Origin of the sequence: Aquabacterium sp. J223 (assembly GCF_024666615.1) — a bacterium.
Lineage (GTDB): Bacteria > Pseudomonadota > Gammaproteobacteria > Burkholderiales > Burkholderiaceae_C > J223.
This window is the reverse complement of the sequence record NZ_CP088297.1, coordinates 4,180,958-4,206,933: the sequence shown is the minus strand read 5'-3', so window position 1 is coordinate 4,206,933 and position 25,976 is coordinate 4,180,958. Positions and strand designations below refer to the sequence as shown.

Genomic DNA, 25,976 nt, shown 5'->3' with positions numbered 1-25,976 from the left:
GTGGCCGGCGGGGGGTCTGCAGGGTGTCCATCAGACCATCATGCGCGTGGTCTTGGCCGGCAGGAAGGCGGGGTTGAACACCGCCTCCGGCTTCGGCGCCGCGGGCAGGTTGAAGGCCTGGGCCACGTCGGTGATCTGCTTGGCCAGCCGGGCGCCGTTGACCTCGCCCAGGCCCTGCGCCTTGGTGGTCGGGGTGAGCACGCACTGCTCGATCAGGCCGCGCAGGCGGCGCATCTCCACCGTGGTGTCGATGATGGGCTCGCGCGCCTTGAGCACCTTGATGGCCTCGTCGTAATTGGCCATCGATTCCTTCAGCCCGCGGTTGTAGGCGCGCAGGAAGCCGGCCACCGCGGCCGGCTGCTCGGCCTGGAAGCGGCTGCCGGTGAGGATGGCGTTGCCGTAGACGTTCACCCCGAAGTCCTTGTAGTGGAAGATGCGCAGCTCCTCCTCCTTGGCGCCGGCGGCGATGGCCGAGATCAGGCCCGAAGGCTGGAAGCCGGTGACCGCGTCGACCTGGCCCTTGACCAGCATCACCTCGCGCAGCGCCGGGTCGATGTTGGTCCACTTCACCGCGTCGGGCGCCAGGCCCTGCAGCTTGGCGAACAGCGGCCACAGCTTGCGGCCGGCGTCGAACGGCGGCGCGCCCAGGGTCTTGCCGGCCAGGTCGGCGGGCTTGTTGATGTTGCTGCGGGTCAGCGACATCACCGCCGCCGGCGTCGACTCCAGCACCATGTACACCGCCTGCGGCATGCTGGGCGCGTTCGGCGTGTTGGTGAGGAACTCGATCAGCGCGTTGACGTCGCCGTACCCCATCTCGTAGACGCCGCTGGCCACGCGGTTGACCGCCATCGCCGAGCCGGAGCCGACGTCGAAGCTGACGTCCAGGCCTTCCTGCGCGAAGTAGCCCTTGGACAGGGTGTAGAAGAAGGGCGCGGCCTGGCCGTCGGCCCGCCAGTCGAGCTGGAAGCGGATCTTCACCGGCGCCGCCTGGGCGCGCAGCAGCGTCGGCACGCCGAGGCCGGCGGCCACGGTGGCGGTGTGGCCGAGCCACCGGCGACGGGAAAGGGACAGGGTCATGGCGAACTCCGGGCGGTGAAGGGCGGTTGGTTTTTCGCAAGGCCTGTGCCACGAGCCGTGTGCGTGATGCAGGGCTCGCCCCGGGGTCCGCGCGGTGCGCCATAGGGCGGCCATCGCGCCCGCCATAGGGCCTGCCGATGCGGCGCCCCGGCCCCGCACCAAGCCGGTTCGGCCTCAGGCCGGCGGCGGTCCGAGGTGGGGCAGCGAGGCGTCGACGATGTCGCCGCAGCGCGCCACCCACACCCGGTCGCCCTGCGCCTCCAGGTGCTCGAAGAAGCGGCGCAGCGGCTTCAGTCGGAAGGCGTGCATCAGGTACGGGTGCAGCGACAGGTTGAACACCAGCGGCTGCGCCGTCGCCTGCCGCAGCATCTCGTCGAGCTGGTCGATCAGCGCGTCGACCCACACCGAGGGCGGCCACTTCGCGCCGTGCAGCATGGCGATGTCGTTGGTCGGCCGGGCGTAGGGCAGCGCCACCAGCGGGCCGTCGTCGGTGCGCAGCCAGATCGGCTGGTCGTCGACCATCCAGTCCATGACGTAGCGGTAGCCGGCGCGGGCCAGCAGCTCGGGCGTGTGCGCGCTCTCGTTGACCCACGGGCCCATCCAGCCGCGGGGCGGCCGGCCTTCCTCGGCGGTGAGGCGGGCCGTCACCGCCTGGATCATCGCCGCCTCGCGATCGGGCCCCATCTCGGCCTGGCGCTCGGCGTTGGTGTGGCCATGGCCGACCACCTCGTCGCCACGCGCGCGCAGCGCCGGCGCGATGCGCGGGTGCAGGTCGTAGACCGCGGTGTTGAGCAGCGCGCTGGCCGGCAGCGCGAAGTCGTCGAGCAGCGCCAGCAGCCGCCAGATCCCGACGCGGTTGCCCCATTCGCGCCAGCCGTGGTTGACCACGTCGGGCTCGGGCTGCTTGGGGTTGAGGTCGGGGCCCATGCCCTCGCCGAAGGGAAAGGCCTCGACGTTGAGGGCGACGTACACCGCCAGCCCGGCGCCGTTGGGCCAGCGCCAGCCGCCGCGGTCGACGATGGGGGAGTCGGCGTAGCGGCCGTGGGTCCTCAGCAAGGGCAAGGCGGTCATGCGGTGTCCTTCACCAGCAGCGCGACCACCGCGCCGCCCGGGGGCGCCTGGTGCACCGGGTCGCCGGAGACGAAGAAGCGGGTGCTGCCGAAGAGCCCGCCGAGCAGGCCCGACTGCGCGGCGCGCATGGCGCTGTCGGGCGAGTAGGCCGAGCTGAAGACCCCGGTGCGCGCGCCGCGCACGCGGCCGTCGGCGGCCAGGCCGGCCTTGCTGAACACGCCCACCAGCCGCTGCGGCTCGCGCAGCGCGCCGTCGTCGTCGAAGGCCAGGCCGAGCGTGCGCGCCAGCCGCCGCACCGCCGGCGCGTCGAGCAGGTCGGCGGGGTGGCACACGCCCAGCCGCAGTCCGCCGGGCGCGGGCCTGCCGCCGAGCACCAGGGCCTCGACCCCTGGCGCCTCGGGCCCGGCGAAGGTCATGGCGCGGCGGCTCCACGGGCCGCTGTCGTGGCCGATGGCATCGACGTCGATGGCCTCGCGCGCCACCTCGCCCAGCGCCACCGCGATGCCGAGCGCCGCCAGCGCGCGGCCGCGGTGCTGGTCGGCGCGCCAGGGTTCGGTGGGCACCGTGCCGGCCAGGCGGGTGGGGCACTTGACGATGGCCAGCGCCACCTCGGGCAGGGCCAGGCCGGCGTCGTCGGCGGCGGCGCGCACGCAGGCCGCCACCGCGTCGATCGCCGCCGGCGTGCCGATCGCGTCGGCCGGCAGCGGCCGCGAGCGGGCCAGGCCCAGCCGCAGCCCGGCGGCGTCGGCGCCCCGGCGGCGGATGAGCGCAACACCGCCCGGCGTGGCCACGCCCTCGCAGCCGTTGGCCAGCACCACCACCGCCCGGCCGTCGGCGGCCAGCGGCGCCAGCCAGGGGTCGAGCGCCTGCCGCGCGAGCTGGCGGGCGAAGTCGTTGGGCGCGGTGTGGCCCTCGGTCTTGGCGACGATGGCCAGCCGGTCGACGGTGGCCGGGTCGCTCACGAGCGACTGCAATCGGGACCAGTCGGCGGGGTGGTCCATGTCGAACCAGCCCGCCTCCAGCCCGCTCATCGCGTCACCTCCGCCAGGCCGCCGACCCGCGCCACCGCGTCGGCTGCCAGCTCGTCGTGGTTGGCCTGTTGGAACCGCACGAAGTGCTCGTCGGCGGCCGACAGGAACAGCGCGCGCGTGACGCCCGAGATCAGCCGCGGCGCGGTGTACTTGATGTTGCTGTTCGACGCCGCGCTCGGGCCCAGCGACAGCGTGGCCGCGCGGGTGATGGTGAACAGCCGCTCCACCCAGGGCGCCGTGCCCGGCACCTTCTCGGTGAACTGGCCGAAGCGGCCGAGGTAGGGAAAGGCGGCGAGTCGCGGTTCGGCCAGCGCCGGCGACGGCGTGAAGCGCTCGCCCCACAGCGCCACGTGCGGCAGCAGGCCGGCGAACTCGGGCCGCGCGGCCAGGTCGACGAAGGCACCGGTGGCGACGAAGACGAAGTCGAAGCGCTCCTCGCCCTGCGGCGTGGTGACCACCGCCTGACCGTGCTCCTCGCGTGTGGCCAGCCACGGCGTGCCCGGCCGCAGCGTGAAGCCGGGCAGCGACACGGCGCGCTCGAAGGTGGGCACCGGCGGCGGCTGGCCGATGCGGAAGAGCGTGTGCATGTAGGCCCAGCGCTGGGCGTCGGGCAGTTCGGGGTAGTGGGCCAGGAAGCCGCAGAACTCCATCCAGCGCCGCGGGTTGGCCAGCGGCAGCGCGGGCCGGCGGAAGCACAGCACGGCCTCGCGCGCGCCCGCTTCGAGCGCGGCGATGGCGGTGTCGAAGGCGGCCGCGCCGCCACCGAGCAGGCCGATGCGCTGGCCGGCGAAACGCGAGAAGTCCACCGGCCAGTCGCTGGTGTGGGCGACCAGCGCCGGCGGCAGGCCGCGCGAGACCACGTCGGGCACCGCATGGCCGCCCGACCCCTCGGCGCCGCTGGCGAAGACCACCGTGCGCGCATAGGCGGTCGCGTCCTTCCCGGCGGCGTCCTGCAGCGTCAGCCGGAACAGCACGGCGTGGGCCGCCGAGGGCCAGGGCTCGACCGCCGTCACCGCCACCTCGTTGCGCACGTCGACGCCGGTGACGTCGCGGTACCAGCCGAGGTAGGCCTGCCAGTCCGGGCGGCTGATGCGGAACAGGCGCTGCCAGCCGTCGGCGCCGTGCTGCGCCTCGTACCAGGCGCGGAAGGTGAGGCTGGCGTTGCCCAGGTCGTGGCCGGTGGGGTCCTTCGGCGTGCGCAGCATCTTCATGCGCGCGAAGGTGCTCCACGGGCCTTCCTGGCCGCGCGGGTTGCGGTCGAACACCCGCACCCGCTGCACGCATTCGCGCTGCAGGCCGTGGGCGATGGTGAGGCCGAACTGGCCGCCGCCGACGATGGCGCAGTCCAGCACTTCCTGGCCCGGCGCCAGCCCGAGGCGGGCCAGCGTCGCCGGCGGCGGCGCATCGACCCAGGGCTTGGCCGGGTAGGCCAGCCGTTCGAGGTCGCGCCGCACCTGCGCGGACAGGGCGGGCAGGCCGATGGCGTCGGCCGGTGTGAGGTCATCAGGCGGCACGCATGGCTCCGGGGTCGGTGTCCAGGGTGGCGGCCAGGTCGACCAGCGCGGCCAGTGCCCGCGCGTCGTCGTCCTGCCGCCAGGAGATGGCCAGTTGCAGCGCCTGCCGGCCTTCGGCCAGCGGGCGGTACACCACGTCGCGCACCTCCAGGTGGCGCAGCTCGTCGCTGACCAGGCCGATGCCCAGCCCGGCGGCCACCAGGCCGACGACGGTGGGCAGGTGCGTGGCCTCGTGGGCGACGTGCAGGTCGAGGTGGGCGCGCGCCAGCAGCGCCATCAGCTGCGAATGGAAGCCCGGCCCCGGCCGGCGCTGCGGCACCACCAGCGGCTGGTTGCGCAGGTCGGCCAGCCGCAGTTCGGCCTGCCGGGCCAGCGGGTGCGAGACGTGCAGCGCGGCGATGACGGCGCGTTGGCCGATGACGCGCGACACCAGCCCCGGCTCGCCGTGCAGCGGCCGGCCGATGGCGGCGTCGATGCGCCGCGAACGCAGCGACTCGATCTGCTTGTCGGTCAGCATCTCCAGCAGCCGCAGGGTGACGCCGGGCAGCGCGACGGCGGCGCGGCGCAGCAGCGGCGGCACCACGTCGAACACGCTGGAGCCGGTGAAGCCCAGCACCAGCTGGCCGCCCGCGCCCTGCGCCGCCAGCCGCGCCGCCTCGAAGGCGCGCGGCACCCGCGACAGGATGTCGGCCGCATGGCGGCTGAACTCGCGGCCGGCCTCGGTGAGCACGCTGCCGCGCGGGCCGCGCACGAAGAGCTGGCGACCGACGTCGGCCTCCAGCTCCTTCATCGCCTGGCTGAGCGAGGGCTGCGAGATGCCCAGCCGCTCGGCCGCGCGGGTGACGTTGCCGCACTCGGCGATGGCCTCGAAGTAGCGCAGGTGGCGCAGTTCCATGGCGGCGGTCCGGTGGCGGGCTCAGACGGGGCGGAAGGCCTCGGCCAGGCGCTGCACCGCCTCGGCCAGGGGGAGCGGCTGCGAAGCGGCGGCCTGCGCCAGGCGCAGGTCCTTGTCGAGCCAGGGGAACAGCGTGGCGGCACCGGCCTCGGGCCGTTCGGCCAGCAGCCCGGCGTGCTGGTCGCGCTGCGCCGAGGCGGCCGAACCGCCGGCCAGCGCCTGCAGCCAGGCCGCGACGTCCAGGCCCTGCGCCTGGGCGAAGGCGGCGGCCGTGGCCAGGCCGAGGTTGGTGCCGGCGATGGCGAGCTGGTTGGCCAGCTTGCCGGCCTGGCCGCAGCCGGCGGGCCCCAGCGGCTGCACCCGCGCGCAGTAGGTGGTCAGCAGGGGCAGCGCGGCGTGCAGGGCCTCGTCGCCGCCGCCGACCAGCGCGAGCAGGCCGCCGGCCTCGGCGGCCGCCACGCCGCCGGACAGCGGCGCGTCCAGCCACCGCACGCCGCGCGCCGCCATGTCGGCGGCCAGCGCCCGCGCCAGCGCGAGGCCGGTGGTGGTGTGGTCGACCACCAGCGTGCCCGCGCGCAGGTGCGCGGCCAGCGGCGCGCCGTCGGCCGCCTCGCCGGCCCACAGCGCGCGCAGCGCCGCCTCGTCGGTGACGCAGGTGATGACGACGTCGGCGGCGTGCACCGCGGCGGGCAGGGCGGTGGCATCGATCGCCTGGCCGCCGTGGTCGGCCCACGCCGCGAGCGCCGCCGGCAGCGGGTCGTGGCCGGCCACCCGGTGCCCGGCCGCCCGCAGCCGTTGCGCAATGGGCCGGCCCATCGTTCCCAGGCCACACACCAGCACCGACGTCATGGGCTGGACCGCGGGTGGTAGTGCAGGCTCAGCACGTCGGGCCGGCCGTAGTGGCCGTTGGTGTCGATGATGGCCTTGGACAGCTTGACCATGTTGGCCGGGCAGTCGGCGAAGACGATGGTGTCGCCGTGCACCGGGCCGACCAGCGGCACGCCGGCGGGCGACACCACCATGCTGCCGCCGCGCGCGTATTCGATGTTCAGCGAGTCGCGCATCGGGAAGTCGGCCGGGATGTCGGACGGGTCCAGGTAGCCCACCGCGCAGAGCACGAAGGCGCCGGCCTCGTTGGCGTGCGCCCGGCACGACGCATGGCCGATGAAGTACTTGCCCTCGGGGTCCTCGACCTGCAGCTTGGGCCCGCTCCAGACGTTGAAGGCGCCGGGGTAGACGGCGATGTGGAAGTCCTCGCCCTGCTCGATCAGCCGGGCGCGGGCCAGCGTCATCACGTGCTCGCCGCAGATGAGGCCGCCCAGCCGTCCCAGCGGCGTGGCGTGGGTGTAGAGGTCGCCGCCGTCGCCGGGGCCCCAGAAGGCGGACTCGACGTACGTCGGCCGCAGCTTGCGGTGCTTGCCGACGAGCCGGCCGTCGGCGCCGATGAACAGCAGCGTGTTGTAGACGGTGTGCACGCCGGGCCGCTCGTCCAGCTCGTTGCAGCCCATGACGACGACGACGCCGTGGGCGGCGGCGGCGTCGGCCAGCCGCTGGTAGGGCGCGCTTGGCACCAGCAGCGCGTTGTCGAAGAAGCGGGTGCGCACCGCCATCCAGGCGTGGGCGTCGCTGTTCCAGCCTTCGTCCCAGTAGGGGTAGCCGGCCAGCCAGCTCTCGCTGAAGACGATGAGCTCGGCGCCACCGGCGGCGGCCTCGGCGATCTTGGCGATGGCCTTGTCGATGGAGCGTTCGAGGTCGAGGTACACCGGGGCGGTCTGCACGATGGCGACGCGCACCGACGTGCGGCCCGCCATCACCTTGTCCACGGCATTCATGCCACGGCCTTCGCGGCGCAGGCCTGCTCGAAGGCGGCGAGCGGCGTGACCCAGCCGAAGAACCGCTCCACGTTCCACAGCGTCGCGTCCAGGAGGTACTGCGGCCCGGCCTGCCGCGTGGCGTCGGACAGCAGCAGCACGAAGTACTCGTGGCCGTAGGCGTCGCGCAGCGAGGTCTCGACGCAGACGTTGGCGGCCACGCCGCAGAACACCAGGTTGCGCAGGCGCCGCGCGCGCAGCCACTGGTCCAGCGAGGTGCCGGCGAAGGCGCTGTAGCGCGACTTGCGGATCACCGGCTCGTCCGGCCGGGGCGCCAGCTCGTCGACGATCTGGTAGTCCCAGGTGCCGTCGGTGATGAGCCGGAAGGCCAGCTCGGGCCGCTCGCGCATCAGCACCTGCGCCTCGGACTTGTGCCACACCGGGGCGGTGTCGCCGCCGACGCACAGGTGCCGGGCGTCGAAGCCGCTCTGGATGAAAACCACCGGCAGCCCGGCCCCGCGGGCCGCGGCCACCGCGGCGCCGACGCGCGCGATGGTGCCGGGCGCGTGCGCCAGGTCGTAGCCGACTTGGTCGAAGTAGCCGCCGGGCTTCAGGAAGCCGTTCTGCATGTCGACCACCACCAGCGCGGTCTCGGCGGCGCGCCAGTCGATGGCGGTCGGCCGCGCGTCGATGTGCAGGGTCGTCATTCGCCCAGCACCCGGTCGAGGATCCAGTTGTCCAGCGCGTGCACGATGCGCTCCTTCGTCGCGAAGCGCCCGGGCCGCGCCATCGGCGAGCGCAGCCCGCGCTGCTGCCAGGCGGCGATGTCGTTGTCCTCCTTCACCACCCGGTCCTGGCGCTTGTAGTAGTTCGCGGCCAGCGCCTCGAAGTCCGGCCGCGCGGTGCGCGACCGGGGGAACAGCGAGGTGTGCACGATGCGCGTGCGCTCCGGCGCCAGCGGCAGGCACTGGAAGCACCACATCGCGTCCACCGTCAGCGCGAACATCGTCGTGGGGTAGACCAGCATGAAGCGGCTGCCGCGCACCGACTCGCCGTCCAGCCCCTCGATGGGCGGGAAGCCGGCATCGCCGGGCAGCAGCGCCAGCGTGCCGTCGTGCTGCTCGAAGATGGCGGTGTACTGGCCGTTGCCGCGCGGTTCCTCGGGGTGGTTCACCGCCTTCAACTTGCTGATGGTGGAGCGGTGCACGGTGGGGATGTGGTACCCCTCCATGAAGTTCTCGACCCAGGTCTTCCAGTTGCACTCGACGTCGTGGGTGACGACGCGGGTGGCGACCATGTCCTGCAGCCGGTAGGGCGCCAGCCGCTCGGGCAGTTCGCCCAGCCAGTCGAGCAGCGGCGGCGCGGCGTCGTCCAGCGACACCCAGACGAAGCCGGCCCAGGTCTCGCAGCGCGCGGCGGCCAGCGGCCAGTCGGCCTTGTCGAAGGCCCGCGTGTCCTCCATGCCGACGCAAGCGCGCAGCGAGCCGTCGAGCGCGAAGCTCCAGGCGTGGTAGGGGCAGACGATGGAGGCCGTGCGGCCGGTGGCGGCACCGGCCGGCACGTCGACCAGCCGCGCGCCGCGGTGGCGGCAGACGTTGTGCAGCGCGCGCACCCGGCCGTCGTGGTCGCGCAGCACGATGAGCGCGGCGCCGGCGTGGTCGACGGTGAAGAAGTCGCCCCGCTCGGGGACCATGTCCTCGCGGCCCAGCATCAGCCAGCCGCGGCCGAAGACCTGCGCCAGCTCGCGCTGGAAGAAGCGCTCGTCGCGGTAGCAGTCGGCCGGCAGGCCGCTGGCGTCGAGCAGCGGGCGCCGCACTGGTGCATAGCGCGCCGGATCGAACAGGGATGGATCGCTCATGTTCACCATGGGGAGGCGCCGGACGGGCCGGCGGGCGGGTGTCATCGGTGGCGGTGGCAGACGTTCATCGGCTTGGCCTATGACGACGCTGGCGTCGCACCAGGGAACCGCAAGGGCTGTGCCATTGCGGTCCCATCCGGAGTGCCTATGTCGGCTGGGCCCGGCGCGGTCTGGCGGCATGGAAGTTGCGGCCGCCGCGGGCTGTGACGATCGCCGCATCCCCCGCCCTCAACCCGCACCTCGCCTGGCCGGCGTTGCCCGCCGGCGAGCTGGCCGCGCGCTACGACAACAACGCGGACGAGCGCAACCGCCGCGACCTGCAGGCGCTGCGCGAGCGGGCGCTGCAGGCGCATGCCACGCGATCGCCCACGCGGCACCGTTTCGGCGTGGCGGGCTGGGCGGTCTTCGACCTGTACCGGCCCCCGCCTTCGGCGTCGCGGGGGAGCGCACCGCCGCCGCTGCTGGTCTTCGTGCATGGCGGGCGCTGGCGGTTGAACACCAGCCGCGAGACCGCTTACTGGGCCGAGGCCGCCCGGGCCGAAGGCTGGGCGCTGGCGGTGCTCAACCAGCCCAAGCTGAACGAGCCCGAGGTCCGGCTGTCGGCCATTGTCGACGCGGTCGAGCATGGCCTGGACGCGGTGTGTGCCCTGGCGCCCACGCTCGAGGTCGACGCCGGCCGGCTGGGGCTGGCGGGCCATTCGTCCGGCGCGCACCTGGCGCTGGCCGCGACGCAGGCGGCGGTGGCGCGCAAGGCCGCCTGGCTGCGTGGCCTGCGGCGCCTGCTGCTGGTCAGCGGCCTGTACGACCTGCGCCCGCTGCTCGCCGCGCACGGCGAGGCCGACGCCGGCTTCACCGCCGCGGAGGCTCAGTCGATGAGCCCGTTGCTGCAGGCCGAGGCGCGGCCGCTGCCGGTGCCGGCGATGGTGGCCGTCGGCGAGCAGGAGACGAGCGAGTTCGTCCGCCAGTCGCGGGCGCTGCACTGGGCGCTGGCGCGCGGGCCGGCGGGGGCGGTGTGGCAGCCGGTGCCGGGGGCGGCGCACTTCGACATCGCCGACGACTTCGACACCCCTGCCTCGCCGCTGCGGGGCTTCCTGCGCGAGGGATTGCGATGAGCATGGACCCATCTGCCGACCACGGGCTGCAGCAGCTCGAAGCCCGCGTGCGCGAGGAACTGGCGCTGCTGGCCTACCCCGGCCGCGACTGGGTGCGGCCGCGCACCCACGCCAGCGGCCAGCATGTGCACGACGTGCTGATCGTCGGCGGCGGCCAGGCCGGCCTGGCCGCCGCCTTCGCGCTGAAGCGCGAAGGCGTGGCCGACGTGCTGGTGGTCGACGCCGCCGCCCCGGGCCAGGAGGGCGTGTGGGAAAGCTTCGCCCGCATGTCGCACCTGCGCACGCCCAAGCGCACCGTCGGCCTGGAGTTCGGCATCCCCAGCCTGTCGGCGCCGGCGTACTACCGCGCCCGCCACGGCGACGCCGCCTGGGACCGGATCGACCGCATCGAGCGCACCCGGTGGATGGCCTTCCTGCGCTGGTTCCGCCGCATGACCGGGGTGCAGGTGCTCAACCACACCGCCTGCAGCGGCCTCGGCCCGGCCGACGGCGTGCCGGCGGGCGAACCGCCGCTGGTGGCGGTGTCGGTGACCACCACGGCCGACGATGGTCGCGTGCTGCCCGAGCGCACGCTGCTCGCCCGCCACGTGGTGCTGGCCACCGGCTACGACGGCTGCGGTGCCTGGCGCATCCCGCCGGCCATCGCGGCGCGGGTGTCGCCCGACCGCATCGTGCATTCCAACCAGCCCGGCATCGACTTCGCCGCGCTGGCCGGCAAGCGGGTGGGCGTGCTCGGCCATGGCGCCTCGGCCTTCGACAACGCCTGCGTGCTGCTGGAGCACGGCGCCGCCTCGGTCGACCTGTGCTTCCGGCGCGAGGTGCTGCCCACGGTGAACCCGCACCGCTGCGTCGAGTTCACCGGCTTCCTCAAGCACTTCTACGAGCTGGACGACGCGCTGCGCTGGCGCATCAACCGCCACTTCGAGGTCCACGACCAGCCGCCGACGCAGAACGGCTTCGACCGCGCCACCGGCTTCGCCAACTTCCGCTGGCATGCCGGCTCGCCCTGGCTGGACGTGGCCGACGAGGGCGACGGCGTGCGCGTGGTGACGCCGCACGCCACCTTCCACTTCGACCACCTGCTGTGCGCCACCGGCTCGGTGGTGGACTACGACGCCCGGGCCGAACTGCGCACGCTCGGCGCCCTGGTGCAGCGCTGGCGCCACCGCCACACCCCGCCGGCCGAGGAGGCCAGCGAGTCGCTGGGCGAATACCCCTACCTGGGGCCGCACTTCGAGTACCGGCCGCTGCGGCCGGACGACGCCGGTCAGGCCTGGGTGTCGCGCGTCAAGGCCTTCAACTTCTCCTCCATCGTCAGCATGGGGCCGCACACCACCTCGTCCAGCGGCCACAAGTACGCCACGCCGCGGCTGGTGGCCGGCATCACCGCCTTGCTGATGGCCGAGCAGGCCGACGCGCTGCTGCCGGCGCTGCAGGCGTACGACGAACTGGAGCTGCGGCTGCCCGACGCGGACGCGTCGCGCAACGCGGCATGACCCGGCCCGGCGGCACGCCGGTGGTGGTGGCCGGGCTGGGCGCGATGGGCCTGGCCCTGGCGGCGCGGCTGCAGGGGGGCCGGCTTCCTCGTCACCGGCTGGGACCCGCGGCCGGCGCGGCGCGGCCTGCTGGCGCAGCAGGTGCCGCGGGCCGCGGTGGTCGACGACGAGGAGGCGCTTCCGGCCGTCGTGGGCGCCACCGGGCTGGTGGTCAGCGCGGTGACCGACGATGCGGCGCTGTCGGCGCTGGTCCATGGGTCGTTGTTGTCGAGCCTGGCACCCGGTGCGGTGCACCTGTGCATCGGCACGCTGGGCGTGGCCACCGCGCGCGACCTGGCCGAGGCCCATGCCGCCCACTGCCAGCGCTTCGTCGCCTGTCCCGTGTTCGGCCGGCCCGACGAGGCCTGGGCCGGCGACCTGACCGCGGTGTGGGGCACCACCGGCGGTGAGGTCGATGCGCTGGCCAACGCCCGCCGCGCCGTCGCGGCCTTCGCGCCGCGGGTGCACGAGGTGGTGTCGCCCGAGGCCGCCGCCGCGATGAAGCTCGCCGGCAACCTGCTCATCGCCAGCGCCATCGCCACGATGACCGAAGCCTTCGGCCTGGCCGCCCGCCACGGCGTGCCGCCCGCGGTGGCGCAGCGCATCGTCACCGGCAAGCTGCTGCGCGGGCCGGTGTACGAAGGGGTGGGCCGGGCGCTGGCCGCGGCGTTCGACGCCCCGGCACGTTCCGGTGCTGAGTTCGAAGAGATCGATGCGACGGCGGTGGGGTTCACGGTGGATCTTGGCTTGAAGGATCTGCGGCTGGCGGCGCAGGCCGCCACCGCTGTCGACTCACCGATGCGCGTGGTGCAGGCGGTGCGATCGACGTTGGAGCAGGCGGCGGCGCAGGGGTTGGGGCCGCGGGATTGGTCGCAGTTGCCCAGACGGACGAACTGACCACGGCTTGTTGCCTTAGATGCTGCCGCCTGGATGCGCAGCAGAGGCGTCGGTCGCACCACAGGCGCGTGCCGTTGCGAGAACGCTAGGACTGCGCTTGCAGTCGCGCGAGCAGGGCCCGGCTGACTTCTACGTCCCTCTGCCACGTCACATTCGTCGGGTCGAGCTTCGCGAGCCGCTCGTCGATGGCCAGGCTGCGGACAGCGAACTCCAGTGCCGATGAGCGTTCGCCGTGCGCGTGGTAAGACTCGGCGAGCAGGGTCAGGCTGTAGGACAGGTCGCGCTGCCATTCGGCGTTGGAGGTGTCGGCACTCACCAGGCTGCCGGATTTGGTCGAGGCCGCCCCGGTGGCACGGGACGCTTCCTCACGCTCGCAGCGTCCCCTGCGGGAGGAACGGGCTGCCGGGCGTGCCCGGGCGCTGCCCGGGCGAGTCCGGCATCATCGCCGCCACCGCCCGTCTGGCGCCGCCCGGCGCCCGCCCGGCCGCGACCAGGGACGACCACGATGGCAGTCGACGCATCGGACAACGAAGGATTTCTCGCCGGCGGCGGCGAGCTGGGCGAGCGCATGCGCTCGCACGACTGGGCGGCCACGCCGCTCGGTCCGCCGTCGCAATGGCCGCGCAGCCTGAAGACGGTGGTGCGCATCATGCTCACCTCGCGGCAGCCGATCTGGATCGGCTGGGGCCCCGAGCTCATCTACCTCTACAACGACCCCTACAAGGCCATCATCGGCGGCAAGCACCCGTGGGCGCTGGGCCGGCCCACCGAGGTGGTGTGGAAGGAGATCTGGAAGGACATCGCGCCACTGCTGTCGTCGGCGATGAGCGGCGACGGCACCTTCGTCGAGAGCCAGCTGCTCATCATGGAGCGCAACGGCTACCCGGAAGAGACGTACTACACCTTCTCCTACAGCCCGATCCCGGGCGACGACGGCGCCCCGGCCGGCATCATCTGCGCCAACGCGGACGAGACGCAGCGGGTGATCAGCGAGCGCCAGCTGGCGCTGCTGCGCGAGGTGGCCGCCCGCGCCGGCGACGCGCGAACCGTGGCCGACGCCTGCCGCCAGTGCCTGCAGGCGCTGCAGAGCGACCCGCGCGACCTGCCCTTCGGCCTGGTCTTCCTGCGGCCGGTGGGCGGTGCGCGGCTGACGCTGGCCGGCGGCACGCTGGGCGTCGCGTCGCTCGGCCGCCTGGGCGCCTGGCTGGACCCGGCCGCCGCGCCCTGGGAGGCCGATGCGGTGATCGCCCACCACGCGCCGCGGCTGGTCGAGGCGTTGCCCGGCGGCGACTGGCCGCGCGGCGGCTGGGACCGGCCGCCCACCGCCGCCATGGTGCTGCCGCTGCCGGCGTCCGGCGACGACGGCGTCGAGGGCGTGCTGGTGGTCGGTCTCAACCCCTACCGCCTGCCCGATGCCCGCTACCGCGACTTCCTGTCGCTGGTGGCCCAGCAGGTCGCCTCGGCGGTGGGCAACGCCCGCGCGTACGAACGCCAGCACGAACGGGCCGAGGAACTGGCCCGGCTCGACCGCGCGAAGACGCAGTTCTTCTCCAACGTCAGCCACGAGTTCCGCACGCCGCTGACGCTGATGCTGGGACCGCTGTCGGACCTGCTGGACCGGACGGACGAGCTGCCGCCGGCGCTGCTGGAGCCGCTGCGCCTGGCCCACCGCAACGCGGCGCGCCTGTCGCGGCTGGTCAACTCGCTGCTCGACTTCTCGCGGCTGGAGGCCGGCCGCCTGCAGGCGCGCTTCCGGCCCACCGACCTGACCGAGCGCACGCGCGAGCTGGCCGGCCTGTTCCGCTCCGCGGTCGAGCGCGCCGGCCTGCGCTTCGAGGTCGACTGCGCGCCGCTGTCGCAGCCGGCCTGGGTCGACCTGGACCTGTGGGAGAAGGTGGTCCTGAACCTGCTGTCCAACGCCTTGAAGTTCACGCTGCAGGGTCGCATCGCGCTGTCCCTGCAGGAGGTCGAAGGCCAGGCGGTGCTCGCGGTGGCCGACACCGGCGTCGGCGTGCCGGCGGACGAGCTGCCGCGGCTGTTCGAGCGCTTCCACCGGGTGGAGGGCAGCCGGGGCCGAACGCACGAGGGCAGCGGCATCGGCCTGGCGCTGGTGCAGGAGCTGGTGCGGCTGCACGGCGGCGAGGTGACCGCGCAGAGCCGGCTGGACGAGGGCACCACCTTCACCGTGCGGCTGCCGCTGGGGCACCGCCATCTGCCGCGCGAGCAGGTGGAGGCGCAGCCGTCGGCGTCGGGACCGGTGCAGGCCTCCGCCTTCGTGCAGGAGGCGCTGCGCTGGCTGCCCGGCACGCCGGGGTCCGCCGACGCCGCCACGCCGGCGACGCCGACGCCGGACGCGCGGGCGGTGGGCCGCCGCTACCACGCCGCGCTCGGCGCGCGCATCGTGCTGGCCGACGACAACGCCGACATGCGCGACTACGTCAGCCAGCTGCTGTCGCCGCTGTTCCGCATCGAGGCGGTGGGCGACGGCGAGGCGGCGCTCGCCGCGGTGCGCCGCGAACGGCCGGCGCTGCTGCTGTCCGACGTGATGATGCCGAGGCTGGACGGCTTCGGCCTGCTGGCGGCGGTGCGGTCGGACGACGCGCTGCGCACGCTGCCGGTGATCCTGCTGTCGGCCCGCGCCGGCGAGGAGTCGCGGGTGGAGGGGCTGGACGCCGGTGCCGACGACTACCTGGTCAAGCCCTTCACCGCGCGCGAGCTGCTGGCCCGCGTCACCGCCATCATCGAGCTCGACCGCCTGCGCCGCAGCGCCGAGGAGCAGATGCGATTGGGGCTGGCCAGCGCGCGGATGATCGTGTGGGAGATCGACCTCGACACCTCGCGCGTGTCGGCCTCGGCCAACGCCAGCGAGATCCTGGGACGCGGCCTGACCAGCCTGGACGAGGGCTATGCCAGCGTGCACCCCGACGACCTGCCGCGGCACCGCGAGCGGCTGGAGGCCGCGGTCGCGGCGCGCGGCGAGCTCAGCGACGAGATCCGCATCCGCCGCCCCGACACCGGCGAGGAGCGCTGGATGCAGGTGCGCGCCCGCGTGCTGTGCGACGAGCAGGACCGCCCGCGCCAGCTGACCGGTGTGTCCTTCGACATCACCGACCGCAAGCGGGTGGAAGCCGAGAGGCAGGTCCTGCTCGACGACCTGCGCGAGCAGGACCGCCGCAAGGACGAGTTCCTCGCCATGCTGGCGCACGAGCTGCGCAACCCGCTGGCGCCCATCCGCAACGGGGTGGAGCTGGTGCAGCGGCTGGCCCCGCCCGACCCGCGGCTGCAGAGCGCCGGCCAGATCATCCGGCGGCAGGTGGAGCAGCTGGGCCGGCTGGTCGACGACCTGCTCGACGTGTCGCGCATCACCCGCGGCCGCATCGAGCTGCAGCACCGGCCGGTCGACCTCGACACGGTGGCCCGCCGCGCCCTGGAGACGGTGGAGCCGCTGGTGCGCGAGCGCCGGCACCGCGTCGCCATGGTGTCGCGGCGCGAGCCGCTGACGGTGATGGGCGACGAGCTGCGGCTGCAGCAGTGCGCCGTCAACCTGCTGACCAACGCCGCCAAGTACACCGACCCGGGCGGCGACATCCGCGTCGAGCTGGCGCGCGAGGACGGCGAGGCGGTGCTGCGGGTGCAGGACAACGGCGTGGGCCTGAGCGCCGAGCTGCTGCCGCGGGTGTTCGAGCTCTTCGTGCAGAGCGACCGCACGCTCGACCGGTCGCAGGGCGGCCTGGGCATCGGGTTGTCGGTGGTCAAGCGGCTGATGGAGATGCAGGGCGGGCGGGTGTGCGCCGACAGCGCCGGGCCGGGGCGGGGCGCGCTGTTCGAGCTGCGCCTGCCGGTCACGCCGCTGCAACCGACGGTCACGGCCGCCCAGCCGTTCCCGGCCGCCGGCGCGATGAAGGTGCTGGTGGTGGACGACAACCGGGACGCCGCCGATTCGCTGGCCACCATGCTGGCGCTGGAGGGCCACGAGGTGACGGTGGCCTACGGCCCGCACGAGGCCCTGCAGGCGGCGCAGGCCGATGCGCCGCAGGCCGTGATGCTCGACATCGGCCTGCCCGGGATGGACGGCTACGAGGTGGCGCGCCGGCTGCGGGCGCTGCGGGGCCGGGCGCCGCTGCGCCTGGTCGCCCTCAGCGGCTACGGCCAGCCGGCGGACCGCGAGCGCTCGAAGGCGGCCGGCTTCGACCTGCACCTGGTCAAGCCGGCATCGCTGGCGGCGGTGCTCGCCGCCGTCGCCGGCGGGGAGGGTTGAGGGCCGACGCTCGGACCGTCGAGCGCGGTGCCGTCCCGTGCGGGCGGCTTCAAGGCCGACCCTAGAATGCGCCGCGCATGCTCCGTGTCCTGACGTTCCTGCTCGCCGTGGTCATCGCGCACAACGGGTTCGCCTCGTTCGAGGCGCTTGTCGCGAAGCCGGCCTCTGTCGTCCCGGCGCTTGCGCTGGACGCGGACGGTGTGGTGGGCAGCGTCGACGACCACCACCTGGACGACCGGCCTGGCGCGCCGGCGGCCAGCGACGCACCCGACGGTGCGCTGCTCGCCAACCTCCCCTGGCAGCCGCAGGGCGGTACGCCCCTGAGCCGTGGGGCGCCGCCGTGCTTCGGGGTCTCGGCAGACCCCGACCCGCTGTTCCGACCTCCGCGCGTCTGACGCGCCGCGCCCGCGGTGGCGTCCGGCCACCCATGGTGCTGCCGGCGCGTTGAGCCCGTGGCCCGCGCCCGTGCGTCCGCTGGACGTGCGGGCCCCGGCCAACGGGCGCCGATGGCGCGCCGGTCTCCGGCGCGCCACCCCGATCCGGTCCGATCCCTCTTGCGGGCTGGCGTGGTCGCGCCGTCCCTTCCTCGACATGACACTTCATCGTCCGGCCGCAATGGCCGTGCATGGCCGTGCCCCACGCGCCCCGGCTTGCCTGCTGGCGGGGATCCTCATGTCCGCCGTGGTTCACGCCGCCGGCACCGACTTGGGCGACGCTGCCTCCGGCAGCGATGCCCTGGGAATCCCGGAACCCCTGGTGTTCGACCTCGTGCGGCCGCTGGGCTCACCCAAGGGTGAACTGGAGGTCAACCTCTATGCCGCTCACGGCCGCGGGCAGGGCTTGGCGTGGTCGCCGGAACTCGAGTACGTCTTCGCGGACGGCCATGCGGTGGAACTGGAGCTGCCGCACAGCAGGGGCACGCTCGACGAGATCAAGGTCGCGGTCCAGGGCACCTTCGGCGGCCTGTGGGGAGGCCGCATGATCCATGGCTGGCAGTTCATCAGCAGGAAGGCCCTGGAGGCGCAACCGACCCATCACGACCTGCTGTACCTGCACGGCGCTCGCTGGAGCGACCAGTGGAGCAGCATGCACATGGTCGGGCTTCGGCATGCCGAGTCGGCGGCGTCGGGGCCGCGCACCTGGCTGGTCAATGCGGCGCTGTTCTGGCGTGCATCGGACCGCTGGACGCTCGGCCTCGAGGCGAACCTGGAACACGCCCGGCCGGGCGGCTGGGGTTATCGGCTGACGCCGCAGTTGCACCTTCCGTTGCGCAGGAACGAGGCGCTGCAGCTGGGCCTCGGTCCGTCGACGCTGAACCATGACCGGAAACGCCGGTGGCTGCTCGTGGCCCGGTTTTCGCGGAACTTCTGAGGACGGCCGGGGACGGCGCGGACCGGCCTGCGGGGGCACCGCAACGTCGTCAGAACTCCAGCACCGTGTCGCGCAGGGTCGCCTGGGTGTACTCGGTCCGCACCAGGCCCCGGCGCTGCAGGGCGGGCACCAGGCCGTCGGTCACCTCGTGCAGGTAGCGGCGGCTGATGTGGCCGAAGGGCGCCTTGATGAGGAAGCCGTCGCCGCCCACGGCCTGCATCGCCTCGGCCATGCGGTCGGCCACCTGCTCGGGCGTGCCGACCAGCGGGATGCTGCCGGTGCTGCCGCCGTCGGCCACCAGCTGGCGCAGCGTCTTGCCGCTGCCCCATTGCTGGAACTTGTCCAGCGATCCCATGCCGCCGTTGGTCTCCAGCTTGCGCGGCAGCGGCTGGTCGAGGTCGAACTCGGCGAAGTCGACGTCGGTGAAGGCGCCGAGGAAGGCCAGGTTGCGGTGCACGTAGTCGTCGCTGTGCACGCCCTCGTGGTGGCGACGCACCGCCTCGGCCTCGGTCTCGGCCATCACCGGCGAGACGAGGAACAGCACCTTGATGCGCTGCGGGTCGCGGCCGGTCTCGGCGGCGCGCCGGCGCACGTCGTCGCGGAAGGCCTTCATGCCGGCGACGCCGTTGGCCACGCCGATCACCGCGTCGGCGTGTTGCGCGGCGAAGGCGCGGCCGCGCGGCGAGGCGCCGGCCTGCAGGTACAGCGGCCGGCCCTGCGGTCCGGGCACGGTGTTCAGCGGCCCGCGGCACCTGAACCAGCGGCCCTCGAAGTTCACCGGCCGCACCTTGGTGGGGTCGGCGTAGGTGCCGGTGGTCCGGTCCAGCACCACCGCGTCGGCGTCCCAGGAGGCGAACAGCCGGTTCACCAGGTCCAGGTACTCGTCGGCCATGTCGTAGCGCAGCTCGCGCTCGGGCAGCTTGTCGAGGCCGAAGTTCTGCGCCGCCGCGTCCTCGCCGCTGGTGACGATGTTCCAGCCGATCCGGCCCTCCGTCAGGTTGTCCAGCGTGGCGCACAGGCGGGCCAGCAGGAAGGGCGGGTACGACAGCGTGGACAGCGTGGGCACGATGCCGAGGTGCCGGGTGGCGCCGCCGATCAGCGCCGCCAGCGGCGCCGGGTCCTGCAGCGGCGTCAGCGCACCGAGCTTGAGCGTCATGCGCGCGTCGCCGCCGTAGATCTCGGAGACGTGAAGCTTGTCCTCCATCACCATGAAGTCGAAGCCGGCGCGCTCCAGCGCCTGCGCCCACTCGATGTGGAAGCGGCCGTTCCACGGCCGGCCGCCGCCGGAGGCGAACGGCGCGTTCCATTCGTCGGGCCCGGCGCTGGCGAACCAGGCCAGGTGGAACTTCTGCGGTGCGGCGGTCGGCGGCATGGCGGGCGGCGGTGGTGGCGGCCCGCCGGCCGCAAGCAAGGCAACGGCCAGCGCGGTTCGCCGTCGTGCCGCCGTGGTGGCGTCATAGGCCGGGCCGATGGGGCGGCCCGGCGGGCGCTATTCCAGGTTCTGCACCTGAAGCTCGATAGGAGCCGCAAGCCCTTGTCGCGCTGGAACTTTTATCTCGACGCGCCCTGCGAACCCCACACGCAACCTCACGCGCTTAATGCGCTTCAGTGGCACGGTGCGGCACTCGCCAAGACATCGCAACGTCAACCAGTTTACGTTCGATGCCCGGACAACAGGTACTCGTGTGGTGATGCGGTGCGCGAGGGCGTGTCCCTGCTACGCCGGGCCGGGCTGTTGCGCTTCGCGTCGAGCCAGCGCGGCCGGTGTCTCGCCCCTGCCGGGCTGCCATCCCTCACGCAAGTCGGTCGGGACCGGCGACGCCGCCCGTCATCACGCAGGTGACCGAGGCGTGCGGCGGGTGGGTTTGCCGTGTCGACCCACGCTACCACGCCGTTCTCGCCGTCAAGGTCGGCGCGCTTGCAGGGCAAGCGCTGGCGGCCTGGCGGCCGTCTTCGAACCCTGACGGCTGCGCTGCGCCGTGGTGCTCCGGTCTCGGGCAATCCCGCCCGACACCGACCGGAGTCCGTCATGTCGCAGTCGATTCTTTCCTCTGTCCAGCCTGCTAGCAGCGTGGACCTGCTCGTTCGCGAGGCGGACGGCCAGTACCGAGCGGCAAGTGCCGACGAGCTGCTGCAGCAAGCTCGCCAGGTGCTGTCGAACAAGGTCTGCCGCGGCACCACGATGAACTCGCCTCAGGTGGTCAAGGACTACCTCCGGTTGGAGATCGGGCTCCTGGAGCACGAGGTGTTCTGCGTGCTCTTCCTGGATGCGCAGCACCGGGTGATCGAGCTCAAGCCGATGTTCCGCGGCACGGTGTCGCAGACGTACGTGTACCCCCGAGAGGTGGTCAAGGAGTCGCTGAGATTGAACGCCGCGGCGGTGATCTTTGCTCACAACCACCCTTCCGGGTCGGCCGAGCAGAGCAGGGCGGATGAGCTGCTCACGCAGACGCTTAAGACGACGCTAACGCTGGTAGACGTGCGGGTGCTCGATCACTTCGTCGTCACAGCGTCGGACGTCGTATCGTTCGCGGAGCGCGGTCTGATCTAAAGCATCTACGGGGCGGCGCGGGCCGCCCCTTTTCCTTGAGCCCCGCAGGTCCCTGACACCAGAAAGTGCTCGCCGCCGCTCGGCCGACGCGCCAGTCGCTGCGCTTGGTGTCACGCCGGCCGCAGGGCCGCGCCGGCTTGTGGACCTGTCGTCGTCTTCGCCGCAGCCGCTGCGCCAGGCGGGCTGGCACATCAGCCGCGAGGCTGCGCCGCCGAATGAGGTGGCAGCCCGTGCGCCGGGCGTCCCACCGCGCTCCCCCCAGCTGCGCCCCCATCTCTTGTGAGGGGGACTTGTGGGGGGGATCTTCAAGCGGTGGGCCGGGTAACCGGCGCACTGCTTCGGCTGCGGTGAACACCACCCATCCCCAACCCCTTCCCTCAAGCCAAAGAAGGTAAGGGGCCCTGCCCACCCCCGCCCGCCCGTGGGCGGGAGCGAGGAAGTCCGAGCGAGAGGATCTGTTTTCAGGTGCCCCGGTCCGGGGCCCGGCGGGTCCGCTCGCAAGGAGCTTTCCATGGCCCACGTTCAAGTCATCCAGCGACACGCCCACCTGGCCGGTCCGGTCCGCCTGGGCTACGTCAATGGGCGCGACGGCAAGGTCGCCAAGGCGGTGCTGACCGCCATCAGCAACACCCGCAGAAGTTCTGCCGATCCGCAGGACGAAGAGCCCACCGCCATCCAGTGGACGCTGTGGGGCAAGCAGGCCGAGAACGCCGCGGCGTACCTCGCAAAGGGATCGCACGTCAACGTCGTCGGGCGCCTGCAGAACAACAACTACGAGAAGGACGGTGAAGTCGTCTACGGCATGACCTTCACCGTCGAGGAGATCGACTACCTCGACAGCCGCGGCGATGCAGAAGCGCGGCGGTCCCGCGACGGCAAGGGCAACCCGCCTCTGCCCGTCAAGGGCACCAGCACCCAAGGCCGCAACGTCCAAGCGTCCAGCCGCGCCTACGCCTGACAGGGTCCGGGCGGGCGCGCGCATGCCGTCGGGTCTGCCCTTTCATCTCCCACCGATCGAAGGAACCACCATGTACTCGACTCCCACCCTGGCGACCCGCTTCGCCCGCAATACCCGTGTCCTGCGCGCCGAGGCGCCGCTGAGCGAGGACCAGATGCGCGTCGCGGCGCCGTCCGTCTTCGCTGAGGGCAAGCACGCGAGCCGCTCCGAGCGCTACACCTACATCCCCACCATCGACGTCCTCCGCGGCCTGCGCAAGGAGGGTTTCGAGCCCTTCATGGTCGCCCAGGGCGCCAGTCGGGTGGAGGGCAAAGCAGCGTTCACGAAGCACCTCGTCCGCCTGCGCCACCACCGTGACGGGTTGGGGAGGGCACAAAGCCGGCCGGAGGCCCAAGAGATCATCCTCATCAACAGCCACGACGGCGCCAGCTCGTACCAAATGCTTGCTGGGCTGTTCCGCTTCGTTTGCTGCAATGGCCTGGTGGTGGGAGACGTGGTGGAAGACATCCGCATCCCTCATCGCGGCGACGTACAAGGAGAGGTGATTGAAGGGGCCTTTCGGGTGCTCGACCAGTTCGAGGCGGTCCAGGAGCACACCGAGGCGATGAAGGCACTGCAGCTCCAGACCGCCGAACAAATCGCCTTTGCAACCGCCGCCCTCGCGCTCCGCTTCGGGGAGCGGGTCGTTGAAGATACGGGCGGGCACCGTTCGGCGCCCGTGACGGCCGAGCAGTTGGTCGAAGCGCGCCGGCCCGAGGACATCGGCCCCAGTCTGTGGAGCACCTTTCAGCGGGTGCAGGAGAACACGATCCGTGGTGGACAGCCGGGCCGCAGCGCACAGGGCCGGCGACTGCAGACCCGGCCAGTGGGCAGCATCGACCGCGGCGTCAGCCTGAACCGGGCGTTGTGGACCCTGGCCGAAGAGATGCGCAAGTTAAAGGATTGATTCGCGTACTTGCCGGCGACGGTCTTCATAAGACAGTCGTCGGCATATGGAGTTGAGCACTGCGTTCCTCAGTTACGTCAGAATGCGGCCCTCGATCCAGCGCTCACTCTTATGGCAAAGACCTACGAACAAATTCAACAGCAGATTGAAACGCTACAGCGCGAAGCCGACGCACTCCGTGCAAAGGAAGCCGCGGGCGTTATCGAAAAGATCAAGGCTGCGATCGCCGCATACGGCTTGACCGCAGCCGACCTCGGGCTGGCAAAGGGCCCACGAAAGCCGAAAGCCCAAGCGTCCCCGGTCCAACGCCGCCTAGCGAAGAAGACGCGTGGCGCCAAGTCAGGCGCGAAGTACCGTGACGATCAGGGCAACGAATGGGTTGGCAGAGGTAAGCGCCCGCAGTGGATCAAGGACGCGCTTGCCGCAGGCAAGACGCTGGAGGAGTTGGCGGCGTCGTAAGGCCACAGGGAGCCAGCGCGAGCATTCTCGATCGGAGCCTTGATGCCCCTCAGCTCTGTCCAGTCAGTATCGTGATCACTAACGTGGTGACCGACGCTGTTGCGGCGGTCGCTGCGTAGCGCATCACCGTCTTCCAACGGCGCTGCCGAGACTCGACTAGAGGGCGCAGCAGGGCTTGCAGCCGCTCCATGGAGCCGCCCAACTGGGCACCAAAAGCCAGACGCGCAGCGTCGGCCATCGCCCGGCTCTGCTGGTCGATCGACCGCCGAGCTGCGTCTTGGGTGTGCTCTGCGATGTGCTTGATGCACACCGTCTTGGCGTGCTCGGTGACCGCTGACAAGCGCGACTCGAAGTCGACTAGGGACACGCGCAGGGCAGCCTGTGCCGCGTTCAGTTCTCGGCCAATCTGTCGCAGGTGTGTCGTGGACGCCTCCACCGACTCGACTAGGCGGCCGGCCTCGCCGATCGCCTCGATGATCAGCGCCTCTCGGGCGGCCACTGGGTCATTCATGATGGCAGCGTGGTGGAAATCACGTCAGCATTGACGAAGCGCCCGAGGTCCAGGGCGGCGAAGCAGGCGTCCAGCTGCAGTACCACCCCACGCGCCAGTCGGCGGGTCGCCAGCTTTTGACCCAACGCCATCTTCTCCCCTCGGTCGGCTGTCCTGGAAATGAGCCGCTTGTAGTCGGTGTCGTCGAGGGCGATCTGGGCCAGATCCGACCCGGTGCCCCTGATGCGGGCGTAGACCTCATTGGCACCCAGACGGCAACCGAGCTTTGCCGTGGCGATCGGCTGCTCCTTGAGGAACGCCAGTAGGCTGTGGAACGTCCGCTCGAGCGGTTCGCGGTCGTCTACCATGTTGAAGACCACCTGGATGCGCTCCGGGGTCACGCCAACCGCATGCAGGTCCACCAGCGTGGCGATGGTGTCCTGCTGCTGCTTCGGCGGCGGGACCGTGGGCACGATGAAACAGTCGAACTCCTCGTGGCTGCCTTGGTACAGGTGCATCAGGCGCATGAGTTCTTCGACGTTGCTAGCGCCAATGTCGACCACCACGTCGTCCACGCTCTGCAGGTACTCCTGCAGGTCACCGAACTGAAAGCCTCGCATCGACTGTGCCTGACCTTCGTCGGCGTTGATGCTTTCGATGGCGATCACCCGGGCGCCCGGCAGCCGAGGCGCCAGCAGGTGCCGGGCAATGGTCGACTTGCCGACGTTGCCGGAAAAGCTGATGACGGCGAGCTTCATCCTTGGGTCTCCGTGAGGAAGAGGGGGTTGGTGGAGCGACCGCGCATGAACGCGTCGGCCACGTGCCTTCCGGGCAGCGGCATTGCGGTCGGCGAAGGCACGGCTGCGGGTGAGCTGACGCTCAGGCTGCGAGGGGACCAGACAGTGGACGGATTCCTGGCCACCGACGCTGGCTCATTACTGCTCGCCTGAGGAATCGGCGGCCTCAGGATGCCCTTGAGCACCTCACGTCGCACTGTGCTGATGCTCACCTGCACACCCACATCCTCCAGCGCTTCGCGGATGGCGGCATAGGAGTGCCCAGCACCGCGCAGGCTGCAGATCTCGGACGCATAGCCCAGCGCCTTGCGACTGGCATGACCTGGCGGGCGGCGGGGTTGAAGGCGCATGGCTGCTGGTGGTCGACCAGCTAAGACTAGGCGCAAGAGGAGGCAGGTCGGGCGACGACTTTTAGCGAAAAATCGTCGCGACCCGGGCGAGAAGCATTCGCCTGATGGCCGGCGCCTTGGCGCACGCAGTCCTCGACTTGCCGAGCGTCGTTCGCCGCTTGTGCGCATGGGGTTCGCAGCCGACGCGAGTGCTGTTCTGAAGCGTTCAATAGTTTGCCGGTCCCGGTTCATCGCTCACCGCCAAACGGCCGTGGGTTGAGCGCCGACGGTTCGCCATGGCGACGAATCGGGCCTAGGAATCAGCGGTCTCGGTGCTGAATGGTCAGCCAATACTGACTGCATTGGTGAGTGCAGAGATAGGCGGCTTGCCGCTAGTTTCACAAGCGCTCCGCGACCCTCCATTCGTCGGCTCATGAACACCACTGCCCCTGACTTCGTCACAGTCGACATGCGCGGCCTGAAGGCCGCGCTGGTGGCGCGTGCGCAGGCCGATCGGGTGAGCGTGTCGGTGCTGGTTCGCGGCGCGGTGGCGCGCGATCTCGGGCTTGGCTTGGCGTGCGAGTCGGAACGCACAAACTTTCCCGGCCGTGGTCCATCAAGCGCCGCCAGCGTCAAGCTGTCGATCCGCATGAGCGCGGAGGAGGCGAAACAACTTGGCGCCGGCGCGCGTGCAGCGGGGCTGTCGAGAGGTGCCTACTTGGCTGGTCTCATCGCCAACGTACCTGTGCTGTCGGCGGGTGGTGGCCGCGCCCAGCTCATCGCTTCCTTGATCGCCTCCAGCGCCGAACTGGCGACCCTATGCCGAAACATCCACCGCCTGACGGTGCTGCTGCGCCAGGCCAACGTTAAGCCCGCCAGGCCGTACCTCGAGATGCTGGACACGCTGGCTGGCGACGTGCGCCGGCACCTCGAGCTGGCCGCCCTCGCGCTGGCCGATCTGCAGCCGCGCGGTGGCAAGGGGACGTCTTCCGCTCGCTCTCCGCACTGATGCAAGG

25 protein-coding genes and 1 pseudogene are annotated in these 25,976 nt (G+C 72.1%); 12 read left to right on the top strand and 14 right to left on the bottom strand.

Translation table 11 applies throughout. From position 1 onward, the window contains the following. Window positions 1–30: 30 nt before the first annotated feature. The 9 genes from LRS07_RS19835 to LRS07_RS19795 all read right to left on the bottom strand — a co-directional run bounded on the left by LRS07_RS19835 (window position 31) and on the right by LRS07_RS19795 (window position 9,257). A complete protein-coding gene (locus LRS07_RS19835; protein ID WP_260499644.1) occupies window positions 31–1,077 on the bottom strand; it encodes an ABC transporter substrate-binding protein in 1,047 nt (348 codons plus the stop codon). A 174-nt stretch (window positions 1,078–1,251) separates the two neighbouring features. After that, complete coding sequence (locus LRS07_RS19830) at window positions 1,252–2,148, bottom strand: polysaccharide deacetylase family protein (RefSeq protein ID WP_260499643.1); 897 nt, start codon at window positions 2,146–2,148, stop codon at window positions 1,252–1,254. Continuing rightward, window positions 2,145–3,179, bottom strand: coding sequence for a ring-opening amidohydrolase (locus tag LRS07_RS19825; RefSeq protein ID WP_260499642.1), 1,035 nt, complete (start codon window positions 3,177–3,179; stop codon window positions 2,145–2,147). Before LRS07_RS19825 ends, LRS07_RS19830 begins: the two co-directional genes overlap by 4 nt. Next, a complete protein-coding gene (locus LRS07_RS19820; protein WP_260499641.1) occupies window positions 3,176–4,693 on the bottom strand; it encodes an FAD/NAD(P)-binding protein in 1,518 nt (505 codons plus the stop codon). Before LRS07_RS19820 ends, LRS07_RS19825 begins: the two co-directional genes overlap by 4 nt. Next, window positions 4,683–5,588, bottom strand: coding sequence for a LysR family transcriptional regulator (locus LRS07_RS19815; protein ID WP_260499640.1), 906 nt, complete (start codon window positions 5,586–5,588; stop codon window positions 4,683–4,685). Before LRS07_RS19815 ends, LRS07_RS19820 begins: the two co-directional genes overlap by 11 nt. A 21-nt stretch (window positions 5,589–5,609) precedes the next feature. After that, complete coding sequence (locus LRS07_RS19810; protein WP_260499639.1) at window positions 5,610–6,437, bottom strand: NAD(P)-dependent oxidoreductase; 828 nt, start codon at window positions 6,435–6,437, stop codon at window positions 5,610–5,612. Further along, window positions 6,434–7,420: a nitrilase-related carbon-nitrogen hydrolase gene (locus tag LRS07_RS19805; protein WP_260499638.1), complete on the bottom strand. Its 987-nt coding sequence runs from the start codon at window positions 7,418–7,420 to the stop codon at window positions 6,434–6,436. The genes LRS07_RS19810 and LRS07_RS19805 overlap by 4 nt, the downstream gene beginning before the upstream one ends. Further along, entirely contained in the window at window positions 7,417–8,106 is a 690-nt protein-coding gene (locus LRS07_RS19800; protein WP_260499637.1) for an isochorismatase family protein, read from the bottom strand. Before LRS07_RS19800 ends, LRS07_RS19805 begins: the two co-directional genes overlap by 4 nt. Beyond that, window positions 8,103–9,257 (bottom strand): aromatic ring-hydroxylating oxygenase subunit alpha, encoded by a 1,155-nt coding sequence (locus LRS07_RS19795; RefSeq protein WP_260499636.1) that lies wholly within the window; start codon window positions 9,255–9,257, stop codon window positions 8,103–8,105. Before LRS07_RS19795 ends, LRS07_RS19800 begins: the two co-directional genes overlap by 4 nt. A gap of 203 nt (window positions 9,258–9,460) precedes the next feature. On the opposite strand from LRS07_RS19795, the gene LRS07_RS19790 reads away from it, so the two are divergent. The 4 genes and pseudogenes from LRS07_RS19790 (at window position 9,461) to LRS07_RS19775 (ending at window position 12,801) form a co-directional block, all read left to right on the top strand. Then, window positions 9,461–10,369: an alpha/beta hydrolase gene (locus LRS07_RS19790; protein ID WP_260499635.1), complete on the top strand. Its 909-nt coding sequence runs from the start codon at window positions 9,461–9,463 to the stop codon at window positions 10,367–10,369. After that, window positions 10,366–11,865 carry an FAD/NAD(P)-binding protein gene (locus LRS07_RS19785; RefSeq protein ID WP_260499634.1) on the top strand — a complete coding sequence of 500 codons (1,500 nt, stop codon included), beginning with the start codon at window positions 10,366–10,368 and terminating at the stop codon, window positions 11,863–11,865. Before LRS07_RS19790 ends, LRS07_RS19785 begins: the two co-directional genes overlap by 4 nt. An 87-nt stretch (window positions 11,866–11,952) precedes the next feature. Then, window positions 11,953–12,351, top strand: a pseudogene (locus LRS07_RS19780) (NAD(P)-binding domain-containing protein); the annotation flags it as partial. Window positions 12,352–12,402: 51 nt separating this feature from the next. Further along, entirely contained in the window at window positions 12,403–12,801 is a 399-nt protein-coding gene (locus tag LRS07_RS19775; RefSeq protein WP_312028383.1) for an NAD-binding protein, read from the top strand. An 85-nt stretch (window positions 12,802–12,886) separates the two neighbouring features. Here the strand turns inward: LRS07_RS19775 and LRS07_RS19770 are convergent, their stop codons facing one another. Continuing rightward, complete coding sequence (locus LRS07_RS19770) at window positions 12,887–13,117, bottom strand: hypothetical protein (protein ID WP_260499633.1); 231 nt, start codon at window positions 13,115–13,117, stop codon at window positions 12,887–12,889. Window positions 13,118–13,306: 189 nt separating this feature from the next. Here LRS07_RS19770 and LRS07_RS19765 point away from each other — a divergent pair, with 189 nt between their 5' ends. The 3 genes from LRS07_RS19765 to LRS07_RS19755 all read left to right on the top strand — a co-directional run bounded on the left by LRS07_RS19765 (window position 13,307) and on the right by LRS07_RS19755 (window position 18,430). Further along, complete coding sequence (locus LRS07_RS19765) at window positions 13,307–17,059, top strand: ATP-binding protein (protein ID WP_260499632.1); 3,753 nt, start codon at window positions 13,307–13,309, stop codon at window positions 17,057–17,059. A 77-nt stretch (window positions 17,060–17,136) separates the two neighbouring features. Further along, complete coding sequence (locus LRS07_RS19760) at window positions 17,137–17,454, top strand: hypothetical protein (RefSeq protein ID WP_260499631.1); 318 nt, start codon at window positions 17,137–17,139, stop codon at window positions 17,452–17,454. Window positions 17,455–17,731: 277 nt separating this feature from the next. Continuing rightward, window positions 17,732–18,430 carry a hypothetical protein gene (locus LRS07_RS19755; RefSeq protein ID WP_260499630.1) on the top strand — a complete coding sequence of 233 codons (699 nt, stop codon included), beginning with the start codon at window positions 17,732–17,734 and terminating at the stop codon, window positions 18,428–18,430. A 49-nt stretch (window positions 18,431–18,479) separates the two neighbouring features. Here LRS07_RS19755 and LRS07_RS19750 read toward each other — a convergent pair whose 3' ends face one another. Then, window positions 18,480–19,802 carry an NtaA/DmoA family FMN-dependent monooxygenase gene (locus tag LRS07_RS19750; RefSeq protein ID WP_260499629.1) on the bottom strand — a complete coding sequence of 441 codons (1,323 nt, stop codon included), beginning with the start codon at window positions 19,800–19,802 and terminating at the stop codon, window positions 18,480–18,482. Between the two features lie 657 nt (window positions 19,803–20,459). Here LRS07_RS19750 and radC point away from each other — a divergent pair. The 4 genes from radC to LRS07_RS19730 all read left to right on the top strand — a co-directional run bounded on the left by radC (window position 20,460) and on the right by LRS07_RS19730 (window position 23,344). Continuing rightward, complete coding sequence (gene radC, locus LRS07_RS19745; RefSeq protein ID WP_260499628.1) at window positions 20,460–20,981, top strand: RadC family protein; 522 nt, start codon at window positions 20,460–20,462, stop codon at window positions 20,979–20,981. 511 nt (window positions 20,982–21,492) lie between these two features. Continuing rightward, complete coding sequence (locus LRS07_RS19740) at window positions 21,493–21,939, top strand: single-stranded DNA-binding protein (protein ID WP_260499627.1); 447 nt, start codon at window positions 21,493–21,495, stop codon at window positions 21,937–21,939. Window positions 21,940–22,009: 70 nt separating this feature from the next. Next, window positions 22,010–22,885 carry a DUF932 domain-containing protein gene (locus tag LRS07_RS19735; RefSeq protein WP_260499626.1) on the top strand — a complete coding sequence of 292 codons (876 nt, stop codon included), beginning with the start codon at window positions 22,010–22,012 and terminating at the stop codon, window positions 22,883–22,885. 111 nt (window positions 22,886–22,996) lie between these two features. Continuing rightward, window positions 22,997–23,344, top strand: coding sequence for an H-NS histone family protein (locus tag LRS07_RS19730; RefSeq protein WP_260499625.1), 348 nt, complete (start codon window positions 22,997–22,999; stop codon window positions 23,342–23,344). 49 nt (window positions 23,345–23,393) lie between these two features. On the opposite strand, the gene LRS07_RS19725 is transcribed toward LRS07_RS19730, so the two are convergent. The 3 genes from LRS07_RS19725 to LRS07_RS19715 are packed head-to-tail and all read right to left on the bottom strand — an operon-like array spanning window position 23,394 to window position 24,981. Further along, complete coding sequence (locus LRS07_RS19725; protein ID WP_260499624.1) at window positions 23,394–23,855, bottom strand: hypothetical protein; 462 nt, start codon at window positions 23,853–23,855, stop codon at window positions 23,394–23,396. After that, window positions 23,852–24,592 carry a StbB family protein gene (gene stbB / locus LRS07_RS19720; RefSeq protein WP_260499623.1) on the bottom strand — a complete coding sequence of 247 codons (741 nt, stop codon included), beginning with the start codon at window positions 24,590–24,592 and terminating at the stop codon, window positions 23,852–23,854. The genes LRS07_RS19725 and stbB overlap by 4 nt, the downstream gene beginning before the upstream one ends. Beyond that, window positions 24,589–24,981: a hypothetical protein gene (locus LRS07_RS19715; RefSeq protein ID WP_260499622.1), complete on the bottom strand. Its 393-nt coding sequence runs from the start codon at window positions 24,979–24,981 to the stop codon at window positions 24,589–24,591. The genes stbB and LRS07_RS19715 overlap by 4 nt, the downstream gene beginning before the upstream one ends. Before the next feature lie 412 nt (window positions 24,982–25,393). Between LRS07_RS19715 and LRS07_RS19710 the strand changes: the two genes are divergently transcribed. Next, window positions 25,394–25,969, top strand: coding sequence for a hypothetical protein (locus tag LRS07_RS19710; RefSeq protein WP_260499621.1), 576 nt, complete (start codon window positions 25,394–25,396; stop codon window positions 25,967–25,969). Window positions 25,970–25,976: the final 7 nt, after the last annotated feature.

Excerpts from the sequence above, each read along its gene's own strand:
- LRS07_RS19835 (WP_260499644.1), bottom strand. The coding sequence starts at position 1,077 with ATGACCCTGTCCCTTTCCCGTCGCCGGTGGCTCGGCCACACCGCCACC.
- LRS07_RS19830 (WP_260499643.1), bottom strand. The coding sequence starts at position 2,148 with ATGACCGCCTTGCCCTTGCTGAGGACCCACGGCCGCTACGCCGACTCC.
- LRS07_RS19825 (WP_260499642.1), bottom strand. The coding sequence starts at position 3,179 with ATGAGCGGGCTGGAGGCGGGCTGGTTCGACATGGACCACCCCGCCGAC.
- LRS07_RS19815 (WP_260499640.1), bottom strand. The coding sequence starts at position 5,588 with ATGGAACTGCGCCACCTGCGCTACTTCGAGGCCATCGCCGAGTGCGGC.
- LRS07_RS19810 (WP_260499639.1), bottom strand. The coding sequence starts at position 6,437 with ATGACGTCGGTGCTGGTGTGTGGCCTGGGAACGATGGGCCGGCCCATT.
- LRS07_RS19805 (WP_260499638.1), bottom strand. The coding sequence starts at position 7,420 with ATGAATGCCGTGGACAAGGTGATGGCGGGCCGCACGTCGGTGCGCGTC.
- LRS07_RS19800 (WP_260499637.1), bottom strand. The coding sequence starts at position 8,106 with ATGACGACCCTGCACATCGACGCGCGGCCGACCGCCATCGACTGGCGC.
- LRS07_RS19795 (WP_260499636.1), bottom strand. The coding sequence starts at position 9,257 with ATGAGCGATCCATCCCTGTTCGATCCGGCGCGCTATGCACCAGTGCGG.
- LRS07_RS19785 (WP_260499634.1), top strand. The coding sequence starts at position 10,366 with ATGAGCATGGACCCATCTGCCGACCACGGGCTGCAGCAGCTCGAAGCC.
- LRS07_RS19775 (WP_312028383.1), top strand. The coding sequence starts at position 12,403 with ATGAAGCTCGCCGGCAACCTGCTCATCGCCAGCGCCATCGCCACGATG.
- LRS07_RS19765 (WP_260499632.1), top strand. The coding sequence starts at position 13,307 with ATGGCAGTCGACGCATCGGACAACGAAGGATTTCTCGCCGGCGGCGGC.
- LRS07_RS19760 (WP_260499631.1), top strand. The coding sequence starts at position 17,137 with ATGCTCCGTGTCCTGACGTTCCTGCTCGCCGTGGTCATCGCGCACAAC.
- LRS07_RS19755 (WP_260499630.1), top strand. The coding sequence starts at position 17,732 with ATGTCCGCCGTGGTTCACGCCGCCGGCACCGACTTGGGCGACGCTGCC.
- LRS07_RS19750 (WP_260499629.1), bottom strand. The coding sequence starts at position 19,802 with ATGCCGCCGACCGCCGCACCGCAGAAGTTCCACCTGGCCTGGTTCGCC.
- radC (WP_260499628.1), top strand. The coding sequence starts at position 20,460 with ATGTCGCAGTCGATTCTTTCCTCTGTCCAGCCTGCTAGCAGCGTGGAC.
- LRS07_RS19740 (WP_260499627.1), top strand. The coding sequence starts at position 21,493 with ATGGCCCACGTTCAAGTCATCCAGCGACACGCCCACCTGGCCGGTCCG.
- LRS07_RS19735 (WP_260499626.1), top strand. The coding sequence starts at position 22,010 with ATGTACTCGACTCCCACCCTGGCGACCCGCTTCGCCCGCAATACCCGT.
- LRS07_RS19730 (WP_260499625.1), top strand. The coding sequence starts at position 22,997 with ATGGCAAAGACCTACGAACAAATTCAACAGCAGATTGAAACGCTACAG.
- LRS07_RS19725 (WP_260499624.1), bottom strand. The coding sequence starts at position 23,855 with ATGAATGACCCAGTGGCCGCCCGAGAGGCGCTGATCATCGAGGCGATC.
- stbB (WP_260499623.1), bottom strand. The coding sequence starts at position 24,592 with ATGAAGCTCGCCGTCATCAGCTTTTCCGGCAACGTCGGCAAGTCGACC.
- LRS07_RS19715 (WP_260499622.1), bottom strand. The coding sequence starts at position 24,981 with ATGCGCCTTCAACCCCGCCGCCCGCCAGGTCATGCCAGTCGCAAGGCG.
- LRS07_RS19710 (WP_260499621.1), top strand. The coding sequence starts at position 25,394 with ATGAACACCACTGCCCCTGACTTCGTCACAGTCGACATGCGCGGCCTG.